The sequence below is a fragment of the Clostridium sp. AF22-10 genome, from assembly GCF_003478725.1.
Classification (GTDB): Bacteria; Bacillota; Clostridia; order Lachnospirales; family Lachnospiraceae; genus Otoolea; species Otoolea fessa.
The window spans coordinates 130,193-155,136 of record NZ_QUFZ01000008.1 but is presented as its reverse complement, the minus strand read 5'-3'; the positions used below and the strand labels follow the sequence as shown (position 1 = coordinate 155,136).

Sequence of the window (24,944 nt, the reverse complement as noted above, 5' to 3'; positions counted from 1 at the left end):
AGACAGTTCGGTCCCTATCCGGCGCGGGCGTAGGATATTTGAGAGGAGCTGCCCTTAGTACGAGAGGACCGGGGTGGACTGGCCTCTGGTGTATCTGTTGAGCCATCAGGCTCATGGCAGAGTAGCCAAGCCGGGACGGGATAAACGCTGAAGGCATCTAAGCGTGAAGCCCCCCTCAAGATGAGATATCCCATACGCAAGTAGTAAGACCCCTTGAAGACGACGAGGTAGATAGGGCAGAGGTGGAAGCGTAGTAATACGTGAAGCTGACTGTTACTAATCGGTCGAGGGCTTAACCAAAAGGTTATGGTTAAGGATAGGTAAGAGGAAGTTATTTCCTGAAGGATGAAAGATAGAGAGTAGAAGAAATTCAGTGTGCAGTTTGAAGGTATATACCTTTTATTCCTCGATAGCTCAGTCGGTAGAGCACGCGGCTGTTAACCGCGCTGTCGTAGGTTCGAGTCCTACTCGGGGAGTTTTAATTTAATATCTGGCCCCATGGTCAAGCGGTTAAGACATCGCCCTTTCACGGCGGTAACACGAGTTCGAATCTCGTTGGGGTCATTTATGGCGACATAGCCAAGTGGTAAGGCGTGGGTCTGCAACACCCTGATCACCAGTTCAAATCTGGTTGTCGCCTCTGAGGAATCATCGAAAGATGATTCCTTTTTTTATGCCTGAAAAGCCGTATTTTACAAGGATTTTCGGGATTTCAACTGTTTGATTCGCTGTGAAGTAAGATGGCGCTATCGGATTTTCGCATCTTCTGCTATAATAGAATCATTCAAGAAACGGCATTTTAACATAGCCGCGACAAAATTATTTTATAATATGGAGGAAGCGAAAATGGCAGAAAAATTACAGGAATACAGCCTGACCTGGGAAGTAACGGATGAGATGACGGCAAAGCGAATCGGAAGCGCAGGTTCCCAAATTTTGTCTACTCCGAATATGGTGGCCCTGATGGAGGCGGCAGCGCTGGAACTGGCGAAATCGTATCTGGAGGAAGGACAGACGACGGTCGGAGCGGAGATTCACTGTCGCCATCTGGCGCCGACGCCGTTGGGAATGAAGGTAACAGCGACTGCAAAACTCCGCAGCATTGAGCGCCGGAAAATGTGGTTTGATATTGAAGTAAACGATGAGAAGGGCAAATGTGGCGAAGGGTCCCATCTGCGGATCATGGTAAATTCAAAGGCGATGAGCGACAAGGCTGCGAGCAAGGCGGAATAAGGAGTATCAGGTTTAAGTATCATGCACGGAGATAAAGAAAAGTGACTGGTCACGTGTGTGTGCAGCAACATAGAAAGAGAGGCAGCGGTGCGGACAGAAACGATAGGGTGGATCATTGGCATTTTGATTGCGGCAGCGCTTGTCTGGTGGATTTACCGCAAAATAAAGAGGAAAATGCGGCAGCTGGCGAGTACGCCGGAGGTACAGGTGCTTCGGTATGTGGCAAAGCATTTATCGGAAGGTGATTTGACGCAGCCAGACGCATCCAAACCGCGTTCGCTGGCGGGAATGGACCGGCTGTGCCTGCCGCAGATTGCAAAAGATTTCCCGGAGTTTAACTGGAGCGAGTGGAAGGCTCAGCTCGAGACAGAATTGAGAAAAAAACTGGAAAAAGAGTATCAGAAGGTACATATCCACCGGACGGTCATTAGCCGCTATCAGAAGGAAAAAGGACTCTGCCGGATTCTGTGTGAGTCGGCGGTCGAGTATGAGGAAATGACTGAATATGAGAAAACGCCTGAGATGCAGTCAGAACTGCATTCGAATCTGATTCAGACGGTTTATGAGACGGAACTGGTATATGTCTATGAGGATGCGAAAACAGCAGGGGCAGCGGTTTCGCTTATCTGTCCAAACTGCGGTGCACCGATTCAGAAGCTGGGGTTGAAAAAGTGTGAATATTGTGGTTCCGTGCTGGAAGTCCAGAATAAGAAGGCATGGAGACTGCTGGAGATGCGGGAAAAGTAAGCGGGTGATCTCACGGTAGAATCCGGTGATGGGGAGAGAATGCTCCCGGATAAATTGCAGAAGAGTTTTATATGGGGCAGGAGCTTCCTGATGGCTGCCGCGAAAGCGGACAACCATGCAGGTGGTTTCCTGCCATTTGTCTGTGCCCGGAACGGAGAAAGCTTCCGGCGAAATGCCGACATCGCCTTTCCAGGTCAGACCGCTGTTTCAGTCTGAGACTTGTCGAACTGGCGGATGGAAGTTTCAAGATCCAGATGGGAATGCAGCATTTATTCAGTTTCAACTGGATGTAAATTCATAACCAGCTTTTCCGGATGCCGTCTAATCCACCGTAATGCAATCAGGCAGATGGCAACGGAGATGAGAGATCCGATCGGCGCTGCGAGTCCCATCGGATACAGTGTTTCCGGGAAATAGCGGCATGCGAGCCATGCGAGCGGGATGCGCGCTACCACGATCGAGATGCAGTTGTGCAGGAACGACAGCCCGGACAGTCCGCAGGCGCAGAAGAAACCGCTGCAGCAGAAATGGATACCGGCGATCATGCAGTCCAGCACATAGCTCTTCATATACTGGGTTCCGAGCCGGACAACCTCTGCCTCATCAGTAAAGAGGGAGACGGCGGCACCGGCAGCAAATTGCATGGCGATTGCGATGATCAGCCCGAAAGAAAATGTGATGCAGATCGCGTAGCGCAGCGTCTGACGGGCACGCTCAGGTTTTCCGGCACCCAGATTTTGAGCGGAGAGGGCGGAAACCGTGGAGAGAAGCGAGGATGGAACCAGAAACAGGATTCCGATCAGCTTTTCAACGATTCCGACCGCCGCCGCATCATTTAATCCGCGCTGGTTGGCAAACATGGTAATAACCAGAAAAGAAACCTGTATAAAGCCGTCCTGAACTGCAACTGGGATTCCGACCTGCAGGATGGAGGCTATGGTAGTCTTATGTGGATGGAGGTCACGGAGACGAAAACCCGGAAACATCCGTTTTTTAATGATTACGACCAGGGCGATCAGGACACTGCACATCTGTGACAGGGTCGTGCCGAGCGCCGCGCCGGACGGACCGAGCGAAAACACGCCCATTAAAAGGTAATCAAGCGCAATATTGATAATACAGGCGATTGCAACGAAATACATCGGACTTTTGGAGTCTCCCATGCCGCGGAAAATAGAGCTGATGATATTGTAGGCGGTGATGAACGGGATGCCGGCAAAGCAGATCATCAGATATGCCGCGGTGCCGTTTACCGCTTCCTCCGGGACAGACAGCAGCCTGATAATGCCGTGAACCGTCGTCAGCAGAAGTCCGGTCAGAAGAATGGACAGACCTGCAAATAAGGAAATCGTGTTACCGATGCCGCGCGCCGCAAGCTTCCGGTCACCCGCGCCGACCGCGCGTCCGATGAGAACCGTTGCGCCCATCGCCAGACCAACGATCATAACCGTCAGCATATGCATGACCTGACTGCCGACCGAGACCGCCGTCGTCCCATCCACACCGCCAAACTGCCCGATAATAAACAGATCCGCCATGCCGTAGAGTGTCTGCAAAAAATAAGATAACAAATATGGCAGGGAGAAATAGATAACTGTTTTCAGCACACTGCCGGAGGTGAGATTCTTTTCCATGAATAAATCCTCGTCTTTCTGGTAAAAATAGATGACTCTGCCGTCGGCCGTCAGAAAGAAAACGCCGCAGAAATCATTTTCTGAGTATAGTTTATCAGAAATAACTATAATGTCTACAATAATTATAGAGTCAAGGGAAGAAAATCCTTGTTTTTAAGTAGGAAATTTGTGGTATAATATGAGCACTTAGCGAGGTGTTTTCGAGCTTAGTGCGAGTCATACCTAAATACTTAATGAAGCAGAGCCAAAGGCGATAGCTGAATTTAGTATTTATGGTATAATATGAGAAGGCAAATAAAACCCACTTTGATTTTACACAGGAGGTTTCATGAGTTTAGAGTTTAAAAAAATTGAAGTTAACAGTATCCAGAAGATGCTTCCGTTTTACGCGATGCGCCACAATATGACGTGCGACAGCGTATTTCTGGAGAGCTATGTCTGGAAAGATTATTATAATGTCCGTTATGCAATCTGGGAAAATAAGGCGCTTTTATGGCTGATGGAGAATGAAGGACGTTGTTTTTCCGCGATGCCGCTGTGCCGGGAGGAAGACCTGCCTGGGGCGTTTGCGGCGATTGAGGAGTATTTTAATGAAGAACTGGGATATCCGCTGGTTATCAATCTGGCGGATGAGTATGCAGTGAAATATTTAAATCTGCCGGAGGACAAATATCTGGTGGAAGAGCAGGTCGATTCGAGGGATTATCTCTACAACGGCGATGCGATGCGTTCCCTGGCGGGAAAGAAACTGCATAAGAAGAAAAACCGCGTCAACGCATTTAAGCGCGAATATGAGGGGCGCTATGAGTACCGCCGTCTGTGCTGTTCGGACAGCCACGATGTCTGGGTTTTTCTGGACCGCTGGAGACAGCAGAAGGGCGAGGAGGTCGAGGAACATCTCGATTATGAGGTAAAGGGCATTCACGATATTCTGAAAAATTGTTCAGAATTCAGCATCCACATGGGCGGCGTGTATATCGACGGTCAGATGGAGGCATTTACGATCGGAAGCTACAATCCGGTGGAACATATGGCGGTTATCCATATTGAGAAGGCAAACCCGGAGATCAACGGTCTGTACCAGTTTATCAACCAACAGTTCCTGATAGAGGAATTTCCTGAGGCTGAGTGGGTCAACCGCGAGGACGATATGGGATTAGAGGGACTCCGGAAGGCGAAAATGACGTATTATCCGGCGGATTATGCACGCAAATATCTGGTAGAACAGCTGTTAAACGGCAGCAAGGGCTATCACTGGGCGGAGCAGATCGCCAATACGACGGCGGGAAGTGTGCTGACGTATCTGGACGCGGAGGATAAGGACGAGACGAAGCATCTCTGGCATATGTGTTTCCCGGAAGATTCGGAGAGTTTTATCGAGTATTATTATAAGGAAAAGACGAAGGATAACGAGATTCTGGTGAAAAAGGATAATGGACTTCTGATTTCGATGGTGCAGTACAATCCGTATGCGGTGAAGCTGCGTGGACGCCTCTGGAAGCTTGATTACCTGGTCGGAGTAGCAACCGAGGAGAGCCGCCGCCGCGAAGGACATTTCCGGGACGTATTTGTGAAAATGCTTCACGACGAGGAGGCAGCCGGAAAGCCGATCACGTATCTGGTTCCAGTCAACCCGGCTGTGTATGCGCCGATGGGATTTACATTCATCGGAAATGTGGCATCCTATGAGCTGACCGAGGAGGCGAAAAAGACGCTGACGCGCACGGTGTGCCAGGATACGCCGGAGGACTGCGGGCGGGCTGCTGTCTATATGGAACAGTGGCTGGGCGCACGGTATGAGATGTATACGCGCCGGGATGCGGCGTATGTGAGCCGTCTCATCAAGGAGCTGGCTTCTGAAAATGGCACGTTGGAATTCCTGGAACAGGACGGCAGGCTGGTTGGCCTGGATGCCTACTGGGGCTGGGAAGTCCGTGAACATCGGCTTTTGTATGCGGAGGACGCATACACGGTCAAGACGGGCGAGAAGCTGTGGAATATGGCGCGCCTGACGAATATCGGGGCGCTGCTGGCGGCATTTGGCTTAAAACAGGCAGAGCAGCAGGGAGAAGAAAAACGTATGCTCACACTGGGCATCCGTATGAATGATCCGATTCTGGAAATGAACAACGGTGAGTTTGTCTGGACGATTGGGGAGACAGGTTCCAGCCTGAAGGCGCGGAAGCCGGAGCCGAATACCTGCGGCTGCACGGAAAATGTTTCCATATGGCTGGAGGCGAAGCCGGAAGAGCTGGTGAGCTGGCTGTTTGGCTGCCGGAAAGCGGAAGAAATCTGGGGCGGACAGCTTGAAAATAAGGGGCTGGCAGAGATTCTGGCACAGGTGGATACGGTGAACGGCGTGTATCTGGATGAGATTGTGTAGAGTGTGTGCTGTAATTGTATAGGATAGAGAATATGCTGATTTTATGTAACTAATAGCAACCGCTTTTATGTTTTCAGAAAAAGGAGAGGAGAGTGCGTCAGATGGGAGAGACAGACACATTAAAAAAATGGATTAATGAGTCAAATTATATTGTGTTTTTTGGCGGGGCGGGTGTTTCGACCGAGAGCAATATCCCGGATTTTAGAAGCACGGACGGGCTGTACCATCAGGAGTATGACTATCCGCCGGAAACGATTTTAAGCCACAGCTTTTATATGAGAAAGCCAGAGGAATTTTACCGGTTTTACCGCAATAAGATGCTGTTCCCGAATGCAAAGCCGAACCGGGCGCATCTGGCACTGGCGAAGCTGGAGCAGGAAGGAAAGCTGAAAGCGGTCATTACCCAGAATATCGACGGGCTGCACCAGGCAGCAGGCAGCAAAGAGGTGCTGGAGCTGCACGGATCGGTGCTCCGCAACCATTGTACGCGCTGCGGCAGGTTTTACGGATTGGATGATATTTTGAAGATGAAGGGCGTGCCGAAGTGCGGCTGCGGCGGCGTGATCAAGCCGGATGTCGTGCTGTATGAGGAAGGACTGGACAATGAGGTAATTGAGCGGTCAATTGCCCATATCCGCAAGGCAGATATGCTGATCATCGGCGGCACCTCGCTGGTGGTGTACCCGGCAGCGGGGCTGATTGATTATTATCATGGAAATAAACTGGTTCTGATCAATAAATCAGCGACCTCGCGCGATGGTCAGGCGGATCTGGTTATCAGCGACAGCATCGGGAAGGTGCTGGGGGACGCGGTCGGAGTATAAGGTAGTAACAGGGGAGAGAGGAAATGGTATACGAGGTTGGAGATATTGTAAAACTCAAAAAGCCGCACCCGTGCGGCAGCCATGAGTGGGAGATCCTGCGGGTCGGCGCGGATTTCCGTTTGAAATGTGCCGGCTGCGGGCATCAGGTGATGATGGCACGACCATTGGTAGAAAAGAGTACCAGAGGACTGAAAAAAGCGGGAGAGAAGTCCGAATAAGAGCGGCGGGTGGGCGTACAGATGCAGGCAGCTTCATGATCTGGCAGTCAGTAAAAGAATGCAGTAAGAAGGGGCAGAAAGCCCGGAAAAAACGAGAAAATTTACATAGAAAATCTCGAAAAAGTGCTTGCCAAGCCGTTCCTTTTTTGGTATCATAGATATTCGGTAATATATAACACAAAAATCCTTACTCCCTGCTGGAGTCAGGGGGTCAGTGACCACAAGGAGGTAAGAAAGAGCATGAACAAATATGAATTAGCAGTTGTTCTTAGCGCAAAACTCGAGGACGAAGAGAGAGCCGCAGCGATGGAGAAAGTAACAGGTTACATCACACGTTTCGGCGGTACAGTAACTGACATTGATGAATGGGGCAAGAAGAGACTTGCTTACGAGATTCAGAAAATGAAAGAAGGATTCTACTACTTCGTACATTTCGAGTCTGATTCCGTATGCCCGAATGAGGTGGAGAACCACATCCGCATCATGGAGCCGGTTATCAGATACTTATGCGTAAGACAGGATGCGTAAGAGTAGATAAAGAAAGAGTGATCGTATGAATAAAGTAATTCTGATGGGCAGATTAACGAGAGATCCGGAAGTGAGATACTCTCAGGGCGAGAGAGCTATGGCAATCGCCAGATACACGCTGGCAGTAGACCGCAGAGGCCGCAGAGGCGGAAACGGAGACGACAGCGCACAGACAGCGGATTTCATTCCGTGTGTTGCATTTGACAGAGCAGGCGAATTCGCTGAGAAGTATTTTCATCAGGGAACCAAGCTCGTAGTAACCGGAAGAATTCAGACTGGCAGCTATACCAATCGTGACGGCCAGAAAGTATATACGACAGAAGTGATTGTAGAGGATCAGGAATTTGCAGAGAGCAAGAATGCGGCATCTGGCAACAGCGACGGCGGTTACCGTCCGGCAGAGCGCCCGGCTCCGTCCAGCGCAATCGGCGATGGATTCATGAATATTCCTGATGGAGTAGAAGACGAAGGCCTTCCGTTCAACTAGGTTCGGGAATCGGTCCCCCGGCGGACGGAGTGCGCGAGAGCGCCATCAGGCTGATGTGTGTGAAGGAGGAAAGACCAATGGCATTCAATAAAGGCGATAAAACAGACGCTTCCAAGATCAGAAGAGGCGGTATGCGTAGAAGAAAAAAAGTTTGTGTATTCTGCGGCGAGAAGAACGGCGAAATCGATTACAAAGATACAAATAAATTAAAGAGATACGTATCCGAGAGAGGAAAAATCCTTCCGAGACGTATCACTGGCAACTGTGCTAAACATCAGAGAGCTCTGACTGTAGCTATCAAGAGAGCAAGACATCTGTCCCTGATGCCGTATGTTTGCGAGTAATCCTTGTAAAATAAGGGTTTTTTAAGGGTAAAAGAAGATTTTTACTCAAATTTCACTCAATTATTGAGGATAAAAATGATTGGGATTCCATGTGAGAGATCATGTGGGATCCCTTTTTGTATAATAGGAAATTCCATGGAATTCCCTATTACACAAAAAGACAGATTTCAAAAATAAGTGCTTTACAAAAACGCTTTAGTATGCTAATATGGTAGCATACTAAAAAGCGAGACGGAAACCGGCAAAGGGAGAACGGCTTCCACTGTCTGAAAACGAGGAGGACACCAATTATGAAAAAGAGATTTGTGAGCGCAGCACTGGCTGCAGTAATGGCACTTTCCATGACCGCCTGTGGCAGCAGCAACAGCGCAGCAGAGACAACCGCAGCAGACACAGAGGCGGCTGAGAGCCAGGCAGAGGAAACCACCGCAGAAGAGGCGAAGACAACCGACGGCGGCACTCTGATTGTTGGTTTTGATCAGGATTTCCCGCCGATGGGATTTGTAGGCGATGACGGCGAGTACACTGGATTTGACCTGGAGCTGGCACAGGAAGTTGCAAAACGTCTGGGTCTGGAATATAAGGCACAGCCGATTGCCTGGGATTCTAAAGATATGGAGCTTGAGTCCGGCAATATCGACTGCATCTGGAATGGATTTACGATGACGGGTCGTGAGGATGATTACACCTGGACTGAGCCGTACATGGCAAACCAGCAGGTATTTGTCGTAGCCAATGATTCGGATATTAACAGCCAGGCGGATCTGGCAGGCAAGATCGTAGAGGTTCAGGCAGATTCTTCTGCAGAGGCAGCTTTAAAAGAGGCACCGGAACTGACCGCTACTTTCAAGGAGCTTCTGACAACCGCTGATTACAACACCGCATTCATGGATCTGGAGCAGGGCGCCGTTGATGCCATTGCGATGGACGTAATCGTAGCTGGCTATCAGATTCAGCAGAGAAACGCTGATTTCAAGATTCTGGACGATTCCCTTTCTGAGGAAGAATACGGCGTAGGCTTCAAGAAGGGCAACACCGAGTTAAGAGATAAAGTTCAGAGCACTCTGGAAGAGATGGCAGAGGACGGAACCTTACAGGAAGTTTCTGAGAAATGGTTTAGCAAGGACGTAACTACCATCGGCAAATAGTAATTAATCGTTGATTGTAAAAACGAAACATTATTAAATAATAGGAATAGGGACGGCTGTGAATGATTTCATGGCAGTCCCCATTCGCGGTTTATGTGTTTAACTGTGAAGTCACAGCACATTCCGTTACCGGGCACGTATGCGTGAACAGTAACGAATCTACATTTTAGAAAGCAGGTATGGGATAATTATGGGTAAGATGACACTCCAGCAGATGATTACACAGCTTGCGGGTGGTATGGCAGTCAGCACACAGATTTTTGTGATCACACTGCTATTTTCACTTCCGTTAGGACTCGTGATCGCGTTCGGGCGTATGTCGAAGAACAAGCTGATCCAGACGATTGTAAAAGTATATATTTCGATTATGCGAGGCACACCGCTGATGCTGCAGCTGATGGTGGTGTATTTTGGACCGTATTATCTGTTCCGCATCAAAGTCGGCAGCAGTTACCGTCTGTGGGCTACCTTCATCGGTTTTGTCATTAACTATGCGGCATATTTTGCCGAGATTTACCGCAGCGGCATCCAGTCGATGCCGGTCGGACAGTATGAGGCAGCGGAGATTCTGGGTTATGGAAAGGCACAGACCTTCTTCAAGATCATCCTGCCGCAGGTAATCAAGCGGATTCTTCCGTCGGTGACGAATGAGGTCATCACGCTGGTAAAAGATACGTCTCTGGCGTTTACGTTGAGCGTGGCGGAGATGTTCTCAATCGCCAAGGCGCTGGCGGCATCCCAGACGAATATGATGCCGTTTGTGGCAGCAGCCGTCTTTTACTATATTTTCAATCTGGTTGTGGCAGTTGCAATGGAATGGATTGAGAAAAAGCTGGATTATTACCGATAGAAGCGGGAGGAATGTGGAAAATGAACCTGTTAGAATTAAATCATGTGGAAAAATCATTCGGCGATCTGTCGGTTTTAAAGGATATTTCACTGAGTGTGAGCGAGGGCGAGATCGTGTCCATCATCGGACCGTCCGGCTCGGGTAAATCGACGCTTCTGCGCTGCGCGACGATGCTGGAGACGATGGACCACGGCGAGATCGTATATTTAGGAAAGAGAGCAGCCTGGACGGGCGCGGATGGCAAGGTCAGCTATGCGGATAAGAAGGACATGAAGGAGATCCGCAGCCAGTACGGTCTGGTATTCCAGAATTTTAACCTGTTTCCGCACTATTCTGTGCTGAAAAATATCACAGACGCGCCGATCCATGTGCAGAAGCGCGACAAGGAGACGGTTTATAAAGAGGCGCGCGAGCTTCTGAAAAAAATGGGTCTGGAGGATAAGGAGGACTATTATCCGTACCAGCTCTCCGGCGGTCAGTGCCAGCGTGTGGCGATCGCCCGTGCATTGGCACTGAATCCGAAGATTCTGTTTTTCGACGAGCCGACCTCCGCACTGGATCCGGAGCTGACGGGAGAAGTATTGAAGGTTATTAAGTCGTTAGCGGATCTGCACATCGCGATGGTGATTGTTACCCATGAGATGGCGTTTGCGAAAGATATTTCCCACCGCGTGATCTTCATGGCAGACGGACTCATCGTCGAGGAGGGCGCGCCGGAGAAGGTGTTTGCTTCGGATAATGAGAGAACGAAGAGCTTTTTGGGACGGTATGGGAAGATTCTGTAAGAAATAATTAGGGAAACGGAAGATGGGCGTTGCTGGTTTTGGAGTAGAAAATCGGCGACGCCCGTTTTTTATGGGGAAGCATTTTATGGGGAAGCATATAAGTGTTATTTGCAATTTTACAGTAAATGTGATACGCTTTTATCAAGTATTCCGATTTGCGAGGCAGTAGATACCTTTCAAAAAGGAATGGAACAGAAATAATCGAGTGTTCCGGTGATGCTGGAAGTGGTGAAAAGCGATGCTGACGTTTGAGACGGGTCTTGAAGGAAAGGGGAGCGGTTCATGGAGATTCGTATACCCTTTTTGAGATGGATGGAGTCCGCGTCTGCGCGGGCTCTTTTTGATCCATTTGCTCTATAGAAAGGCGGGGCTGGAAAAAGTGGTGCCTGTGGATGGAAGATTTTGCAGGACAGGATCGCAGCATGGTTTTTAGCGGAGATATTTGAAATGGTATCTGTTGTAGAGAAAAATTTGGACAGATAAACAGGAAGATATGAGGGAAAAACATGGAGACAGAATCAAGAGTTGCCGTGATCGGTATTGTGGTCGATCAGACGGGAGATACGGAAGAGTTGAATAAGGTGCTGCACCAGTACGGGCAGTATATCGTAGGGCGGATGGGGATTCCTTACCACAAACGGAACGTGAATATTATCAGCGTCGTGATTGACGCGCCGGGTGATGTGATCAGTGCGCTGTCCGGGAAGCTGGGGATGCTGCGGGGGATTTCTTCGAAGGCGCTGTATTCGAAGGCGCCGGAAGCACAGGAATGAAAACGAGGTGACGGAATGGCAGATTTTACACGCGCGGGGCTTCGACCGTCTGACTGGTGGCGGGAGGCGGTCCGTCCAGGCGCTGAACAGATAGAAACGATTACAGAATTAAAGAGATTGATTGACCGTCTGGAAGCGGGGGAGTCCCTGACGGAGGATGAGTGGGTCAGTCTGATCGAGGGACGTTCACCGGAGCTGGCGGACTACATCTTTGAAAAAGCGCGCTGCATCCGGGAAAGAGAGTACGGAAAAGCGGTGTATGTGCGGGGACTCATTGAGTGCAGCAATTATTGCAAAAACGACTGTCTTTATTGCGGCATCCGAAGGAGCAACCGAAATGCAAGCCGATACCGCCTGAGTCGGGAGGAGATTCTTTCCTGCTGTGAGAATGGTTATCAGCTGGGATTCCGCACCTTTGTTTTGCAGGGCGGTGAGGATCCGGCGATGACGGACGACTGGGTGATGGAGATGGTGCAGGCGATCCGGGCAGGATTTCCAGATTGTGCGATTACTTTGTCGCTCGGAGAAAAGAAGTATGATACGTTGAAACGCTGGAAAGAGGCAGGGGCGGACCGGTATCTGCTGCGCCATGAGACGGCGGACGCGTGCCATTACGCGAGCCTGCATCCGGCAGAGATGTCATTTGAACACCGGATGCAGTGCCTGCGTGATTTAAAGGCGCTTGGATATCAGACCGGATGCGGTTTTATGGTCGGTTCGCCGCACCAGACGGCGCGCTGTCTGGCGAGAGATATGCGTTTTATCGAAGAACTGGATCCGGAAATGGTGGGAATCGGTCCGTTTATTCCACAGCATGACACTCCGTTTGGCGGGGAGGCGGCGGGAACGTTGGAAGAGACATTGTTTCTTTTAGGGCTGCTTCGCCTGCTGAAGCCGAAAGTGCTGCTTCCGGCGACGACAGCGCTCGGAACGATTCACCCGATGGGGCGCGAACTGGGGATTCTGGCAGGCGGAAACGTCGTGATGCCGAACCTGTCTCCGGTCGGGGTGCGCGCCAAATATATGCTTTATGACAATAAAATCTGCACGGGAGACGAGGCGGCGGAGTGCGTCAGCTGCATGAAACGGCGCATGGAAAGCATCGGGTACAAGGTAGTCGTCGACCGGGGAGATTATAAGGGGTAAAAGCCTGCGATTTGGTTTGTTGGCATCGAAAGATGCTTACAGATAAATAAACTGACGGGGAAGGAGGCGATGGACGGCTGGTTATGCTGGCATTTTTGAAATTGAAAATGCCGGAGGAAAACATGGCAGCTATCATCCTGACCTGTAAGAAAAGGAGAAGAGACTATGAGTTACAATTACAACCCATCATCCAAAAAGGCAGAGGAATTTATCAACCATGAGGAAATTTTAGAGACTCTTTCCTATGCCGAGAAGAACAAAAACAATGTGGAACTGATCGATCAGATTCTGGCGAAGGCGCGGCTTCGAAAAGGGCTGAGCCACCGCGAGGCGGCAGTGCTTCTTGACTGCGAGATCCCGGAAAAGGTGGAGGAGATCTTTGAGCTGGCGCGCCAGATCAAGCAGGATTTCTACGGAAACCGGATCGTCATGTTTGCGCCGCTGTATCTGTCGAATTACTGCGTGAATGGCTGCGTGTACTGTCCATATCACATGAAAAACAAGCACATTGCCAGAAAGAAGCTGACGCAGGAGGAAATCCGCCGGGAGGTAATTGCGCTTCAGGATATGGGACATAAACGTCTGGCGCTGGAGACGGGCGAGGATCCGGTCAACAATCCGATTGAATATGTGCTGGACAGTATCAAGACAATTTACAGTATCAAGCATAAAAACGGGGCGATCCGCCGGGTCAATGTCAATATTGCGGCGACGACGGTGGAGAATTACCGGAAGCTGAAAGAGGCGGGAATCGGAACGTATATCCTGTTCCAGGAGACGTACCATAAGGAGAGCTATGAGCGCCTGCATCCGACGGGACCAAAGCACAATTACTGTTATCACACGGAGGCGATGGACCGCGCGATGGAGGGCGGTATCGACGATGTGGGAATCGGCGTTTTATTTGGTCTGGAGTTGTACCGGTATGAATTTGCAGGACTTTTGATGCACGCGGAACATCTGGAGGCAGTTTTTGGTGTTGGTCCGCACACCATCAGTGTGCCGCGCATCCGCCGGGCGGACGATATCGACCCATCGACCTTTGACAACGGTATCAGCGACGATATTTTTGAGAAGATCGTAGCCTGCATCCGGGTGGCAGTTCCGTACACGGGCATGATTATCTCAACGAGAGAGAGCAAAGCCTGTCGGGAGCGGGTGCTGCGGCTGGGCGTATCGCAGATCAGCGGCGGTTCCCGCACCAGTGTCGGCGGATATGCAGAGGAAGAGCCGGAGGAGGAAAATTCGGCGCAGTTCGATGTGAGCGACAACCGGACACTCGACCAGGTGGTCCGCTGGCTGATGGAATTAGGCTATATCCCAAGCTTCTGTACGGCGTGCTACCGGGAAGGACGGACGGGCGACCGCTTTATGAGCCTGTGCAAGAGCGGGCAGATTCAGAACTGTTGTCATCCGAATGCGCTGATGACGCTCAAGGAGTATCTGGAGGATTATGCGGCGCCGGGGACGAAAGAGATTGGAGAGAAGCTGATTCAGGCGGAGATCGGTTCGATTCCGAAAGAAAAAGTGCAGGAGATCGTGCGGAAAAATCTGGTTGAAATTGAAAAGGGGCAGCGGGATTTCAGGTTTTAACTAAATCAGGAGGATCAAAATGGGAATGAATGAGACGCCGTCCGGCGAGCGGGTACATATCGCGTTTTTTGGACGGAGAAATGCGGGAAAATCGAGTCTGGTCAATGCGGTGACCGGGCAGGAGCTGGCGATCGTGTCGGACATCCGGGGAACGACGACCGATCCGGTCTATAAATCGATGGAGCTTCTGCCGCTCGGTCCGGTGGTTATCATCGACACGCTGGAATCGACGATGAGGGCGAGCTGGGCTTAAAGAGAGTTGGCAAGACTCGTCAAGTCTTAAATAAGGCGGATCTGGCAGTCCTGGTGGTGGATGCGGTGGAAGGAATCAGCAGCTGGGAAGAAGAGATGCTCCGGCTGTTTGAGAAGAAGGAAATCCCGTATCTGGTGGTTTACAATAAGATGGATTTGCTGACGGGAAAATCGGAACAGGAACCGGTTGTGGAACATACCGCCTATGTGAGTGCCCGGACGAGAGAAGGAATCCAGCAGTTAAAAGAGCAAATGGCACGTCTTACGTCACAGGAGACGGATGAAAAACGGCTGGTTGCTGATCTAGTAAAACCGTTTGATACGGTAATTCTGGTTGTTCCGATTGACAAGGCGGCGCCGAAGGGGCGGCTGATTCTGCCGCAGCAGCAGGTCATCCGGGATCTGCTGGACATCGGTGCGATGCCGTTTGTCTGCCGGGAAAGTGAACTTTCGGAGACGTTTGCAAAATTGAAAGAAGCTCCGGCATTGGTAATCACGGACAGCCAGGTATTTCCGCTGGTAGACCGGCTGACACCGCCGCAGGTGCGTCTGACTTCCTTTTCCATTTTGTTTGCGCGGTATAAGGGGGATCTGAAACAGGCAGCGGAGGGCGCCAAAGCGCTGGAAATGATACAGGACGGAGATCCGATTCTTATTTCTGAGGGCTGTACGCATCATCGCCAGTGCGGTGACATCGGCACGGAGAAGTTGCCGGACTGGATCCGCCAGTACACGGGAAAAGCGCCGGAGTTTCATTTTACATCGGGGACGGAATTTCCAGAGGATGTGTCCGGTTATAAGCTGATCGTTCATTGCGGCGGCTGTATGCTGAATGCGCGGGAGATGAAGAGCCGTCTTCGCAGCGCTGCCGATCAGGAGATCCCGATGACCAATTATGGGATTTTGATTGCCTATATGAAGGGAATTTTGAAACGGAGCATGGGGGCACTGGAGCCGATCAGGTAGGAAATTTTTAATGGATTTTTGCGCGTGGCTGTGAAGATACTGAACAGTTACGAAACTTAGAAATAAAGGCTGACAAAGCTGCTGGACGATGGGAATGCCTGTCGGACAGCAGCTTTGTTTCATAGGAAATTCCCTATTACACAAAAAGGCACTAACGTGCCAATGATGCGCACTCGTGCGAAGATGTAGGTTGTCGCAAGCGACCGCGCGAGACGCCCGGATGTGCCAAGGCACATTTTTTTTGCTGCCATGAGTCTGGAAAATAGCTGGAGAATATCTGGAAAAATGCAGGTTTTTTGGATTTAGCAGATGCCAGAATGTAAACTATATCAATTTGTCATGTTGACATTTAAAAATCAACGGTTTATAATAGCGAAAGTTAGCTAAATGAGAAAAATGGGATATTTTTGAATTTGACCGAAGGATAACTAGAGAAAAAGTGTTTTGATTTTGATAAGGAGTAGAAGATATGAGTTTACAACTGGCAGAAGATATTATAAAAGGACGCCGTCTGAAACGGGGCGAGGATTTAAGCTTTTTATTGAGTGAGGATCTGGATGAGCTCTGTGCGGGGGCTGATAAAATCCGAAAGGAGCTCTGCGGCAACCATGTGGATCTGTGTTCTATCATTAATGGACGAAGCGGACGCTGCGGCGAGGACTGCAAGTTTTGCGCGCAGTCAGCCTGTCATCATGCGAAGGTGGAAGAATATCCATTTCTGGAGCCAGAGGAGATTCTGGAGGACTGCAAGCGTCATGAGGCGAAGAAGGTACATCGTTACTCCATCGTGACGGCGGGACGTGCGCTGACGGGAGCGGAGATGGAGAAGGCGCTTCGGGCATACCGCGCTATGAAGAAGGAATGTAAGGTAGAGCTCTGCGCCTCCCACGGACTTCTGTCACAGGAAGATTTCAACCGCCTGAAAGAGGCGGGCGTGGGACGGTATCATGCTAATATTGAGACTTCCCGGAGAAATTTCCCGAATATCTGTACCACACATACATTTGAGGACAAGCTGGAGGTCATCCGGCGTGCGCAGGCGGCAGGACTTTCCGTTTGTTCCGGCGGTATCATCGGCATGGGAGAAACCTGGGAAGACCGGATCGACATGGCAATCACGCTGAGCGAGCTTGGAATCAAGTCAATTCCGCTCAATATCCTGCGTCCGATTCCGGGCACGCCGCTGGAACATCAGGCAGCGCTTTCGGAGGATGAGATCCTGCGGACGATTGCTATTTTCCGCTATATCAATCCGACTGCGATGGTCCGTTTGGCAGCAGGACGAAATTCAATGGAACATTCCGGCGAACGGGCATTCCGCTCCGGCGCGAATGCAGCCATCACCGGAGATATGCTGACAACCTCCGGAAACCGCATCAGCGAGGACCAGGAGATGCTGGCGGCGATGGGTTTCACATTATAAAAAAGGAGCATTCATATCATGAGTAAAATACTTTCTGCAGAAGCGGAGCACAGACCTTACTTTACAACTAAACGGATGGCGCTGATTGGCGTGATGACGGCGGTAACCTGTATTCTGGGACCGCTCTCGATTCCGCTTCCATTCAGCCCGGTTCCGATTTCCTTTACAAATCTTGCTATTTATCTGGCGGCATATGTGCTGGGAATGAAAGCTTGCACGATCAGTTACCTGATTTATATGCTGCTTGGCATGGTGGGCATTCCGGTATTTTCCGGATTTACGGCAGGAGTCGGTAAACTGGCAGGACCGACCGGCGGCTATCTCGTCGGATTTATCCTGATGGCGCTGATTGTTGGATTTTTCGTAGATCATTTTCCGGGCAAAGTAGCCCTGCATATCGTAGGCATGGTATTGGGACTGGCAATTTGCTATATTTTCGGAACGGTATGGCTGGCAGGTCAGCTTAACATGACCTTTGTAGCCGGACTGGGTGTGGGCGTTATCCCGTATCTGCCGGGCGATGCAGTCAAAATCATTTTCACAGCTTTGATCGGACCGAAGCTGCGCCGGGAAATTTACCGGTTAGGAGACTAAAAAGCGTTTGGCTGTAAAAACGACAGTTTAGATAAAATGATAATTTAAAATGAAGGCCAGATGGTGAAAGTGGAATACATAAAACGCTTTCACCCATCTTTTTTGTGAATGAAACGAAGAAGTTAGTTGAAATTTTATAGAAAGTAAGAAGAAAAGAGAAAAATAAAAGCAAAAGAAAACAGAAATAATTACATATATGGAATAAGATGCAGAAAAATAAGAAGGATATGCGACTAAACTTGAACAATTTTGAGGCATATGTTATACTAAAGACAGAAAAAGAGGGAGTCCCCGGAGGAACAGGGAGGAGGCAGTTGTATGGAGAAAAAGATTATCACTATCAGTCGTGAATATGGAAGCGGAGGTCGTCAGATTGGTCTGACAGCCGCTAAAAAACTGGGAATGGAATTTTATGATAAGGAATTGATCGATGCTGCTGCGAAGGAGATCGGTTTTCCAGCGGAAATTATTGCGGATCGTGAGCAGCGCTTGACAAATAGCCTGCTTTACAATTTCGCGATGGGAACTTTGTATGGACTTTCCTATCCGAAGGAGCCGAAGCTCAGTGAACTGCCATTGACAGAGCAGATCTATGTGGCGCAGAAGAAGGCGATCGAGGAGGCGGCAAAGCGCGGAAGCTGCGTATTCATCGGCAGATGTGCTGATTATATTCTGAAAAGCCGTCCGGATGTACTGCGTGTCTTTGTTTATGCGGATCGTGATATCCGGCTTCGCCGCGCGATTGATGAGTACGGGGATCTGGAAGAGCATATTGATGAATTTATGCACCAGACCGACAAACGCCGCCGGATCTACTATGAAAACTATACGAATCAGCGCTGGGGCGACAGAGAAAACTATGATCTGATGCTGAACAGTGGAGATTTGGGAATTGAGAGGTGCGTGGAGTTGATTTGCCAGGCGGTGAAGTAAAAGAAGAGTGGCATTTATAGTTTCATGCAGTCGATATGAGGATATCTAAGATAACAGATGCAAAGAAGATGATTGAAATTTTTTGTAGTTATGTTATCTATATATAAAGGATCTCACCGATAGACGGTTGGACCCTTAAATGATAAGTTAAAAATAACCGCTCAAGTTTGCAGGACCGGGGCGGTTATTTTTGTGTCTTATTACTAGCTCGACCAACTTTATAGCCGAGACTAAAGCATATAAAGCATTTTGTAAAAGATATACGAGCGCAGGTTACTGGGCACGTATGCGTGCACAATAACTAGCACGGCGGCTCTGGTTTGTCAATGGGGGATTGTCTGGACGAATCCCCCTCACTATGCTATAATAAGGGGCATCAAGTCATTTTGGTTGCTTTATCGTTACTGCTCATGGCAGGTGTTTTGAAAATCGGCACATGGACAGCAACATTTTATGCACGGGAGAATGAGATGAAGGAAAATATGAAAATACGGGGTCAGCTGCGGACGTATCTGCAGTGGCCGATTATACTGTCAGTCTTCCTGTTGGCGGCAAATCTGGCAGTTGGGATTGTGAGCCCGGCTGCCGGTCTTGTGATGTCCGGATTTACGGTTATGTATGTGCTGGTGGCACTCTGGCTGTTCATGTACCGGAGAAAACGTCTGATGGGCGGATTGGTGGAGTTTTCGGCAGAGTATGCGTGGGTGCAGAAACAGCTCCTCTATGAAATGGCGGTGCCGTATGCCATTGCGGACACAGAGGGACATTTCCTCTGGTTGAACCACTCCTTTTCGGAGATCGTCGGGGAAGATAAAAACTGCCGTAAGAATATCGCAGCGGTCTTTCCGGAATTGACGCGGGAATTTTTGGATGAGATGGACGAAAAAACGAGCGTTCATTCTTCGTTTGACGGCAGATTTTACCGGATCGATATCCAGCAGGTGGCGCTGAGCGAGACGGAAGGTATGAAGCTCGGTGCGGTGGACGAGGATAGCGGCGAGATGCTTTTAGTGCTCTATCTCTGCGATGAGACGGAGATCCTGCGCTGCAAGCAGCAGATCAACAACCAGCGTCTGGTGGCGGGACTTATCTATCTCGACAACTACGATGAGGCGCTGGAGAGTGTCGAGGAGGTACGCCGTTCCCTGCTGGTTGCCCTGATTGACCGGAAAATTACGAAGTATTTCACAGCGATGGAAGGTATCGTCAAGAAGCTGGAAAATGACAAGTACCTGTTTGTGATCAAGCAGCAGTACACGAAAGAGATTCAGGAGAGCCGCTTTTCGATTCTGGAGGATGTCAAGACGGTTAATATCGGAAATGATATGGCTGTCACGCTGAGTATCGGCATGGGTATGAACGGCGACAGCTACATCCGCAACTATGAGTATGCGAGAACGGCGATTGATATGGCGCTGGGACGCGGCGGCGATCAGGCGGTCGTCAAGGATGGCACGAAGATCCGCTACTACGGCGGCAAATCGCAGCAGCTGGAAAAAACGACCCGCGTCAAGGCACGTGTCAAAGCGCATGCGATGCGCGAGCTGATGGATACGAAGGATAAGATGCTGATCATGGGGCACAAGATCGGCGATACGGACTCTTTTGGCGCGGCGATTGGTATCTGGCGGATTGCGACCTCTTTTAATAAAAAGGCGCGGATCGTCATCAATGGGGTCAATTCTTCCGTGAAACCGATGATGGCGCGGTTTGAAAACAGCTCTGATTACCCGGAGGATCTGTTCTTAACCGGCGAGGAAGCGGCGGAGTGGGCGGATTCCAACACGATGTTAGTTGTGGTTGATGTCAACCGCCCGAGTATCACGGAGGCACCGGAACTGCTCAAGCAGATCAAAACCATCGTGGTGCTCGACCATCACCGCCAGAGCAGCGAGATCATCGACAATGCGGTGTTATCTTATGTCGAGCCGTATGCGTCTTCGGCGTGTGAGATGGTAGCCGAGGTATTGCAGTATATCGGCGACGACGGCATCAAGATCAAGCCGGCGGAGGCGGATGCGATGTACGCCGGTATCGTGATTGACACAAACAATTTCATGAACCAGGCAGGCGTCCGCACCTTTGAGGCGGCGGCGTTCCTGCGTAGAAACGGCGCGGATGTCGTGCGTGTGAGAAAGCTGTTCCGCGACCGGCTGGAGGACTACCGGGCGAGAGCTGAGGCGATCCAGAAAGCAGAGATTTATCACGGCGCATTTGCGATTTCCGTGTGTCCGTCCGAAGGACTTGAAAGTCCTACCGTGGTTGGTGCACAGGCGGCAAATGAGCTGCTGGATATTGTAGGCATCAAGGCGTCATTTATCCTGACGCAGATGGGCGACACGATCTATTTCAGCGCGCGTTCGATCGATGAGATCAACGTGCAGATTATCATGGAGCGCTTGGGCGGCGGCGGACACCGCACGATTGCGGGTGCACAGCTTAAGGGTGCGACGATCGATGAAGCTAGAGAGAAATTAAAAGATCTCATTACGGATATGATGGAGAAAGGAGAAATATAACGATGGAAGTTGTATTATTAGAGGATGTAAAGGCACTTGGCAAAAAAGGTCAGATTGTAAAGGTAAGCGACGGCTATGGACGCAACTTTATTCTGACAAAGAAACTGGGAATCGAGGCAACACCGAAGAACTTAAATGATCTGAAGCTGCAGAAGGCAAATGAGGCGAAGATCGCGGCAGAGCACCTGGCAGCAGCGAAGGATCTGGCAAAACATCTGGAGGATAAGTCCATCACCCTGTCCATCAAGGCAGGCGAGGGCGGAAAAGCATTCGGCTCTGTTTCTTCCAAGGAGATTGCAAAGGCGATCAAAGATCAGTTAAATCTGGATATTGACAAGAAGAAACTGGTTCTGCCGGAGCCGATTAAGACCTTTGGCACACACGAAGTTCCGATCAAGCTTCACAAAGAAGTAACCGGAAAACTGGCAGTAAAGGTTGTAGAAGCTTAATATGGAGGACTGAATCATGGATGAAGCCCTGATAAAGCGGGTTCTCCCGCACAGTGTAGAGGCGGAACAGTCAGTCATCGGATCCATGCTTATGGATCGGGAAGCAATTATCGCGGCGTCTGAGATTATCACAGGCGCCGATTTTTACCAGCACCAGTACGGCGTCATGTTTGAGTCGATGGTCGAGCTTTTCAATGAAGGAAAGCCGGTCGATCTGGTGACGCTTCAAAATCGGCTGCGCGAAAAAGATGTTCCGCCGGAGGTCAGCAGCCTGGACTTTGTCCGGGATATCATGACATCTGTGCCGACCTCGGTCAATGTCAAATCGTATGCCAATATCGTGCGGGAAAAGGCAGTCCTGCGCCGTTTGATAAAAGTGAATGAGGAGATTGAAAACCTCTGTTACGGCGGAAGGGACAAGCTGGAGGATATTCTGGCGCACACGGAGAAATCGGTGTTTGACCTGCTTCAGAGCCGCGGAGGCGGAGAGTTTGTGCCGATCCGCCAGGTGGCGTTGAATGTTCTGGAAAAGATTGAGGCGGCGTCGAAGAGCAACAGCACCGTCACGGGTATTCCGACCGGATTTATCGATCTGGATTACCGGACGTCGGGATTCCAGCCGTCCGATTTTATTTTGATTGCGGCGCGTCCTCGATGGGTAAGACGGCGTTTGTTCTGAATGTCGTCGAGCATGTGGCGGTCAAAAAAGGGCTTCCGTGCATGGTATTCAGCCTGGAAATGTCGAAGGAACAGCTGGTCAACCGTATGCTGTCGATGGAGTCGAATGTCGATTCCCAGAAGCTGCGTACCGGTACGCTGACGGATTCCGACTGGGATGCCGTCGTGGAAGGCATCGGTACGATCGGAAGTTCCAAGCTGATCATCGATGATACGCCGGGTATCTCGATCTCGGAGCTGCGCTCGAAATGCCGCAAGGTGAAGCTGGAGTACGGTTTAAGCCTTGTCATTATCGACTATTTACAGCTGATGAGCGGCAGCGGAAAGAGCGGAGAGAACCGCCAGCAGGAGATCTCGGAGATTTCCCGTTCACTAAAGGCGCTGGCGCGAGAGCTGAATGCGCCGGTTATCTCCCTGTCGCAGCTTTCCCGTGCCTGCGAGACACGTCCGGACCATCGCCCGATGCTTTCGGATCTGCGTGAGTCTGGTGCGATTGAGCAGGATGCCGATGTGGTTATGTTTTTGTACCGTGATGATTATTACAACAAGGATACGGATACGCCGAATATCGCGGAGGTAATCATTGCCAAACAGCGTAATGGTCCGATAGGAACGGTGCAGCTGATGTGGAGACCGGAGCTGACGAAGTTTGCGAATTTGGCGAAATAGGGTCGCTGGGGGACGGGACTGGAGAAAAGGAATGGAAGATGCTTGAATTAATACAGAAATCAGATGTGGCGGATTTAGATACAGTTCGCCATTTTTATCGCGCGTTAGCGGGAACGGAGTTCTGCGCGTGGACGGATGCCTATCCGGGGGAGCCGGAGCTGCAGTCGGATGTTTCAAGAAATTCGCTGTTCTGCATCCGGGATGATGCGTCAGGAGAGATCGCGGGGGTGGTTTCGATCGATGATGATCCGGAGGTAGAGTCAATTCCGTGCTGGTCAAAGGAGCTGCAGCCGTCGGCGGAGATTTCCAGACTGGGTGTGGCGGAGAAGTATCAGAACCGCGGGATCGCGCGGGAGCTTCTGGCAGGTGCGATGGAGGAGCTTAAAAAGCGCGGCTGCAGGAGCGCCCATATGCTGGTGGCAAAGGACAACGTGAAAGCACTGCGTTCGTACCAGAAGCTGACATTTGTAAAGGTTGGCGAGTATGTGCTGCAGGGGCATGATTACTGGTGCTTTGAGAAGAAGCTATAGAATGGAGAGGGGAAATTTAATCCCCTCTTTTTATTTATGTCATTCATTCGCCTTCTACCGTCAGCGAGATGGCATTTAGCTACGATATGGTAATCGTTCCGATCGATGGAGAAGGAGTTCCGGAACTGGTTTTTTATGTAAATGCTATTCATATTTAGTTTGAACCCCGCATATAGTAGTAGTAAGGTACCGGGGAGGACAAGCAGAATGAATAAGAACAAGCATTACCTGATTTCGGATGCTTCCAGACAGGTGCAGGTGGAGGCTCACGTGCTCCGGTACTGGGAGGACGAGCTGGGGCTTCCGATTCCGAGAAATGAACTGGGGCATCGGTACTATACGGAGTTTCATATCCAGCTGTTCCGTCAGATCAAGCAGTTGAAGGAACAGGGGTACCAGTTGAAAGCCATACGGGGAATCCTCGGAAAAGTGGAAGAAAATCAGAAAACAGAACCGGAAGCGCTTTTGGAAGCGCAGGCACAGGCGGTTTTCCGGGAAACGGGAACAGGAGAGCGTAACATGAGCAGGCAGGAAAATATGGAAATGAAAAAAAATACAGAGGTAGAAAACAAGGAAACAGAACTGCCGCAGGCAGAGGTTTCCCAGCCTCTGGCGGGGGAGAAAATGCGCCAGTTTCAGGAGATCATGAACCAGGTCATCGGGCGCGCGATCGAGGAAAACAGTGAAAAACTGAGCCAGGATGTTAGCTATCTGGTGCATGATAAATTGATGAAGGAGCTGGAATACCTGATGCGGGTCTCTGATGAGCGGGAGGAAGAGCGCTTCAAGCGCCTCGACGAGGTCATCCGCGCGTATCAGCGGGAAAACCAGGGGCGAGCGGAAGCAGCAGCGGCTGCGCCAGGGCGGTTTCCATTTTTCCGGTCCCGTGTAAAGAAAAAGAAATTTGGACGGAATGGGAATAAGATGTGATAAGTTCTGCAAAAGGGCATAAAAAAACCTGTCGGAAACGACAGGCTTTTTTATGTAGATATTTCGTTTTTGTTTGTGTTTAATTAGCCCTGCTCGATAGCGCCGGTCGGACATACGCCTGCACATGTACCGCAGTCGATGCAGCTGTTAGCGTCGATATCGTATTTGCCATCTCCCTGAGAGATTGCTCCAACTGGACATTCGCCAGCACAGGAACCACAACTTACACAAGAATCAGTAATTACAAATGCCATGATAAAATCCTCCTTTTATATTTATGCGTTTGGCTATATTCTATACTAAAAATG

Annotated in this window: 24 protein-coding genes, 3 tRNA genes, 1 rRNA gene and 2 pseudogenes; 28 read left to right on the top strand and 2 right to left on the bottom strand. The window is 50.1% G+C overall.

Annotated elements, in window-relative coordinates; all coding sequences use genetic code 11:
- The 7 genes from DWX91_RS08060 to DWX91_RS18000 all read left to right on the top strand — a co-directional run.
- Positions 1-300 (top strand): 23S ribosomal RNA (locus DWX91_RS08060); the annotation flags it as partial.
- Between the two features lie 103 nt (positions 301-403).
- A tRNA-Asn gene (locus tag DWX91_RS08055) sits at positions 404-476 on the top strand.
- 16 nt (positions 477-492) lie between these two features.
- A tRNA-Glu gene (locus tag DWX91_RS08050) sits at positions 493-564 on the top strand.
- A gap of 5 nt (positions 565-569) precedes the next feature.
- Positions 570-640 (top strand) — tRNA-Cys (locus tag DWX91_RS08045).
- Between the two features lie 206 nt (positions 641-846).
- Positions 847-1,233: a thioesterase family protein gene (locus DWX91_RS08040; RefSeq protein WP_182435066.1), complete on the top strand. Its 387-nt coding sequence runs from the start codon at positions 847-849 to the stop codon at positions 1,231-1,233.
- A gap of 87 nt (positions 1,234-1,320) precedes the next feature.
- A complete protein-coding gene (locus DWX91_RS08035) occupies positions 1,321-1,980 on the top strand; it encodes a hypothetical protein (RefSeq protein WP_118538610.1) in 660 nt (219 codons plus the stop codon).
- 90 nt (positions 1,981-2,070) lie between these two features.
- Entirely contained in the window at positions 2,071-2,196 is a 126-nt protein-coding gene (locus DWX91_RS18000) for a hypothetical protein (protein WP_270228607.1), read from the top strand.
- Between the two features lie 53 nt (positions 2,197-2,249).
- Here DWX91_RS18000 and DWX91_RS08025 read toward each other — a convergent pair whose 3' ends face one another.
- Entirely contained in the window at positions 2,250-3,614 is a 1,365-nt protein-coding gene (locus tag DWX91_RS08025; RefSeq protein WP_107001797.1) for an MATE family efflux transporter, read from the bottom strand.
- Between the two features lie 328 nt (positions 3,615-3,942).
- Here DWX91_RS08025 and DWX91_RS17995 point away from each other — a divergent pair, with 328 nt between their 5' ends.
- The 21 genes and pseudogenes from DWX91_RS17995 (at position 3,943) to DWX91_RS07920 (ending at position 24,636) form a co-directional block, all read left to right on the top strand.
- The gene (locus tag DWX91_RS17995) at positions 3,943-5,997 is read left to right on the top strand and encodes a GNAT family N-acetyltransferase (protein WP_118538606.1); all 2,055 of its coding nucleotides are present in this window, start codon (positions 3,943-3,945) and stop codon (positions 5,995-5,997) included.
- A gap of 101 nt (positions 5,998-6,098) precedes the next feature.
- On the top strand, positions 6,099-6,821 hold the full coding sequence (locus tag DWX91_RS08015; protein ID WP_117796749.1) for an NAD-dependent protein deacylase: 723 nt from the start codon (positions 6,099-6,101) through the stop codon (positions 6,819-6,821).
- A gap of 23 nt (positions 6,822-6,844) precedes the next feature.
- Complete coding sequence (locus tag DWX91_RS08010; protein ID WP_022358896.1) at positions 6,845-7,039, top strand: DUF951 domain-containing protein; 195 nt, start codon at positions 6,845-6,847, stop codon at positions 7,037-7,039.
- A gap of 240 nt (positions 7,040-7,279) precedes the next feature.
- Positions 7,280-7,567 (top strand): 30S ribosomal protein S6, encoded by a 288-nt coding sequence (rpsF, locus tag DWX91_RS08005; protein WP_107001800.1) that lies wholly within the window; start codon positions 7,280-7,282, stop codon positions 7,565-7,567.
- Between the two features lie 25 nt (positions 7,568-7,592).
- Positions 7,593-8,054 (top strand): single-stranded DNA-binding protein, encoded by a 462-nt coding sequence (locus DWX91_RS08000; protein ID WP_022358894.1) that lies wholly within the window; start codon positions 7,593-7,595, stop codon positions 8,052-8,054.
- A 77-nt stretch (positions 8,055-8,131) separates the two neighbouring features.
- Positions 8,132-8,398 carry a 30S ribosomal protein S18 gene (rpsR, locus tag DWX91_RS07995; RefSeq protein ID WP_022358893.1) on the top strand — a complete coding sequence of 89 codons (267 nt, stop codon included), beginning with the start codon at positions 8,132-8,134 and terminating at the stop codon, positions 8,396-8,398.
- Between the two features lie 290 nt (positions 8,399-8,688).
- Entirely contained in the window at positions 8,689-9,546 is an 858-nt protein-coding gene (locus DWX91_RS07990) for an amino acid ABC transporter substrate-binding protein (protein WP_118538604.1), read from the top strand.
- Positions 9,547-9,745: 199 nt separating this feature from the next.
- Positions 9,746-10,396 carry an amino acid ABC transporter permease gene (locus tag DWX91_RS07985; RefSeq protein WP_333489850.1) on the top strand — a complete coding sequence of 217 codons (651 nt, stop codon included), beginning with the start codon at positions 9,746-9,748 and terminating at the stop codon, positions 10,394-10,396.
- 20 nt (positions 10,397-10,416) lie between these two features.
- Positions 10,417-11,181, top strand: a complete 765-nt coding sequence (locus DWX91_RS07980; protein WP_022358890.1) for an amino acid ABC transporter ATP-binding protein — start codon at positions 10,417-10,419, stop codon at positions 11,179-11,181.
- A gap of 506 nt (positions 11,182-11,687) precedes the next feature.
- A complete protein-coding gene (locus DWX91_RS07975) occupies positions 11,688-11,954 on the top strand; it encodes a TM1266 family iron-only hydrogenase system putative regulator (RefSeq protein WP_022358889.1) in 267 nt (88 codons plus the stop codon).
- A 90-nt stretch (positions 11,955-12,044) separates the two neighbouring features.
- Positions 12,045-13,100: a [FeFe] hydrogenase H-cluster radical SAM maturase HydE gene (gene hydE, locus DWX91_RS07970; RefSeq protein ID WP_243022444.1), complete on the top strand. Its 1,056-nt coding sequence runs from the start codon at positions 12,045-12,047 to the stop codon at positions 13,098-13,100.
- A 165-nt stretch (positions 13,101-13,265) separates the two neighbouring features.
- Positions 13,266-14,693: a [FeFe] hydrogenase H-cluster radical SAM maturase HydG gene (hydG, locus tag DWX91_RS07965; RefSeq protein WP_117796747.1), complete on the top strand. Its 1,428-nt coding sequence runs from the start codon at positions 13,266-13,268 to the stop codon at positions 14,691-14,693.
- A gap of 19 nt (positions 14,694-14,712) precedes the next feature.
- Positions 14,713-15,911, top strand: a pseudogene (hydF, locus tag DWX91_RS07960) ([FeFe] hydrogenase H-cluster maturation GTPase HydF).
- A 469-nt stretch (positions 15,912-16,380) separates the two neighbouring features.
- Positions 16,381-17,334 (top strand): biotin synthase BioB, encoded by a 954-nt coding sequence (bioB, locus tag DWX91_RS07955; protein WP_118472511.1) that lies wholly within the window; start codon positions 16,381-16,383, stop codon positions 17,332-17,334.
- 18 nt (positions 17,335-17,352) lie between these two features.
- Positions 17,353-17,928, top strand: a complete 576-nt coding sequence (locus DWX91_RS07950; protein ID WP_107001806.1) for a biotin transporter BioY — start codon at positions 17,353-17,355, stop codon at positions 17,926-17,928.
- A gap of 318 nt (positions 17,929-18,246) precedes the next feature.
- Positions 18,247-18,861, top strand: coding sequence for an AAA family ATPase (locus DWX91_RS07945; RefSeq protein WP_117796743.1), 615 nt, complete (start codon positions 18,247-18,249; stop codon positions 18,859-18,861).
- A 470-nt stretch (positions 18,862-19,331) separates the two neighbouring features.
- Complete coding sequence (locus DWX91_RS07940; RefSeq protein WP_118538622.1) at positions 19,332-21,380, top strand: DHH family phosphoesterase; 2,049 nt, start codon at positions 19,332-19,334, stop codon at positions 21,378-21,380.
- Between the two features lie 2 nt (positions 21,381-21,382).
- The gene (gene rplI / locus DWX91_RS07935; RefSeq protein WP_022358874.1) at positions 21,383-21,829 is read left to right on the top strand and encodes a 50S ribosomal protein L9; all 447 of its coding nucleotides are present in this window, start codon (positions 21,383-21,385) and stop codon (positions 21,827-21,829) included.
- 16 nt (positions 21,830-21,845) lie between these two features.
- Positions 21,846-23,176, top strand: a pseudogene (dnaB, locus tag DWX91_RS07930) (replicative DNA helicase).
- A gap of 38 nt (positions 23,177-23,214) precedes the next feature.
- Positions 23,215-23,706: a GNAT family N-acetyltransferase gene (locus DWX91_RS07925; RefSeq protein WP_118472513.1), complete on the top strand. Its 492-nt coding sequence runs from the start codon at positions 23,215-23,217 to the stop codon at positions 23,704-23,706.
- A gap of 207 nt (positions 23,707-23,913) precedes the next feature.
- Positions 23,914-24,636, top strand: coding sequence for a helix-turn-helix domain-containing protein (locus DWX91_RS07920; RefSeq protein ID WP_107001810.1), 723 nt, complete (start codon positions 23,914-23,916; stop codon positions 24,634-24,636).
- Between the two features lie 83 nt (positions 24,637-24,719).
- Here the strand turns inward: DWX91_RS07920 and DWX91_RS07915 are convergent, their stop codons facing one another.
- On the bottom strand, positions 24,720-24,890 hold the full coding sequence (locus tag DWX91_RS07915; RefSeq protein WP_107001811.1) for a DUF362 domain-containing protein: 171 nt from the start codon (positions 24,888-24,890) through the stop codon (positions 24,720-24,722).
- Positions 24,891-24,944: the final 54 nt, after the last annotated feature.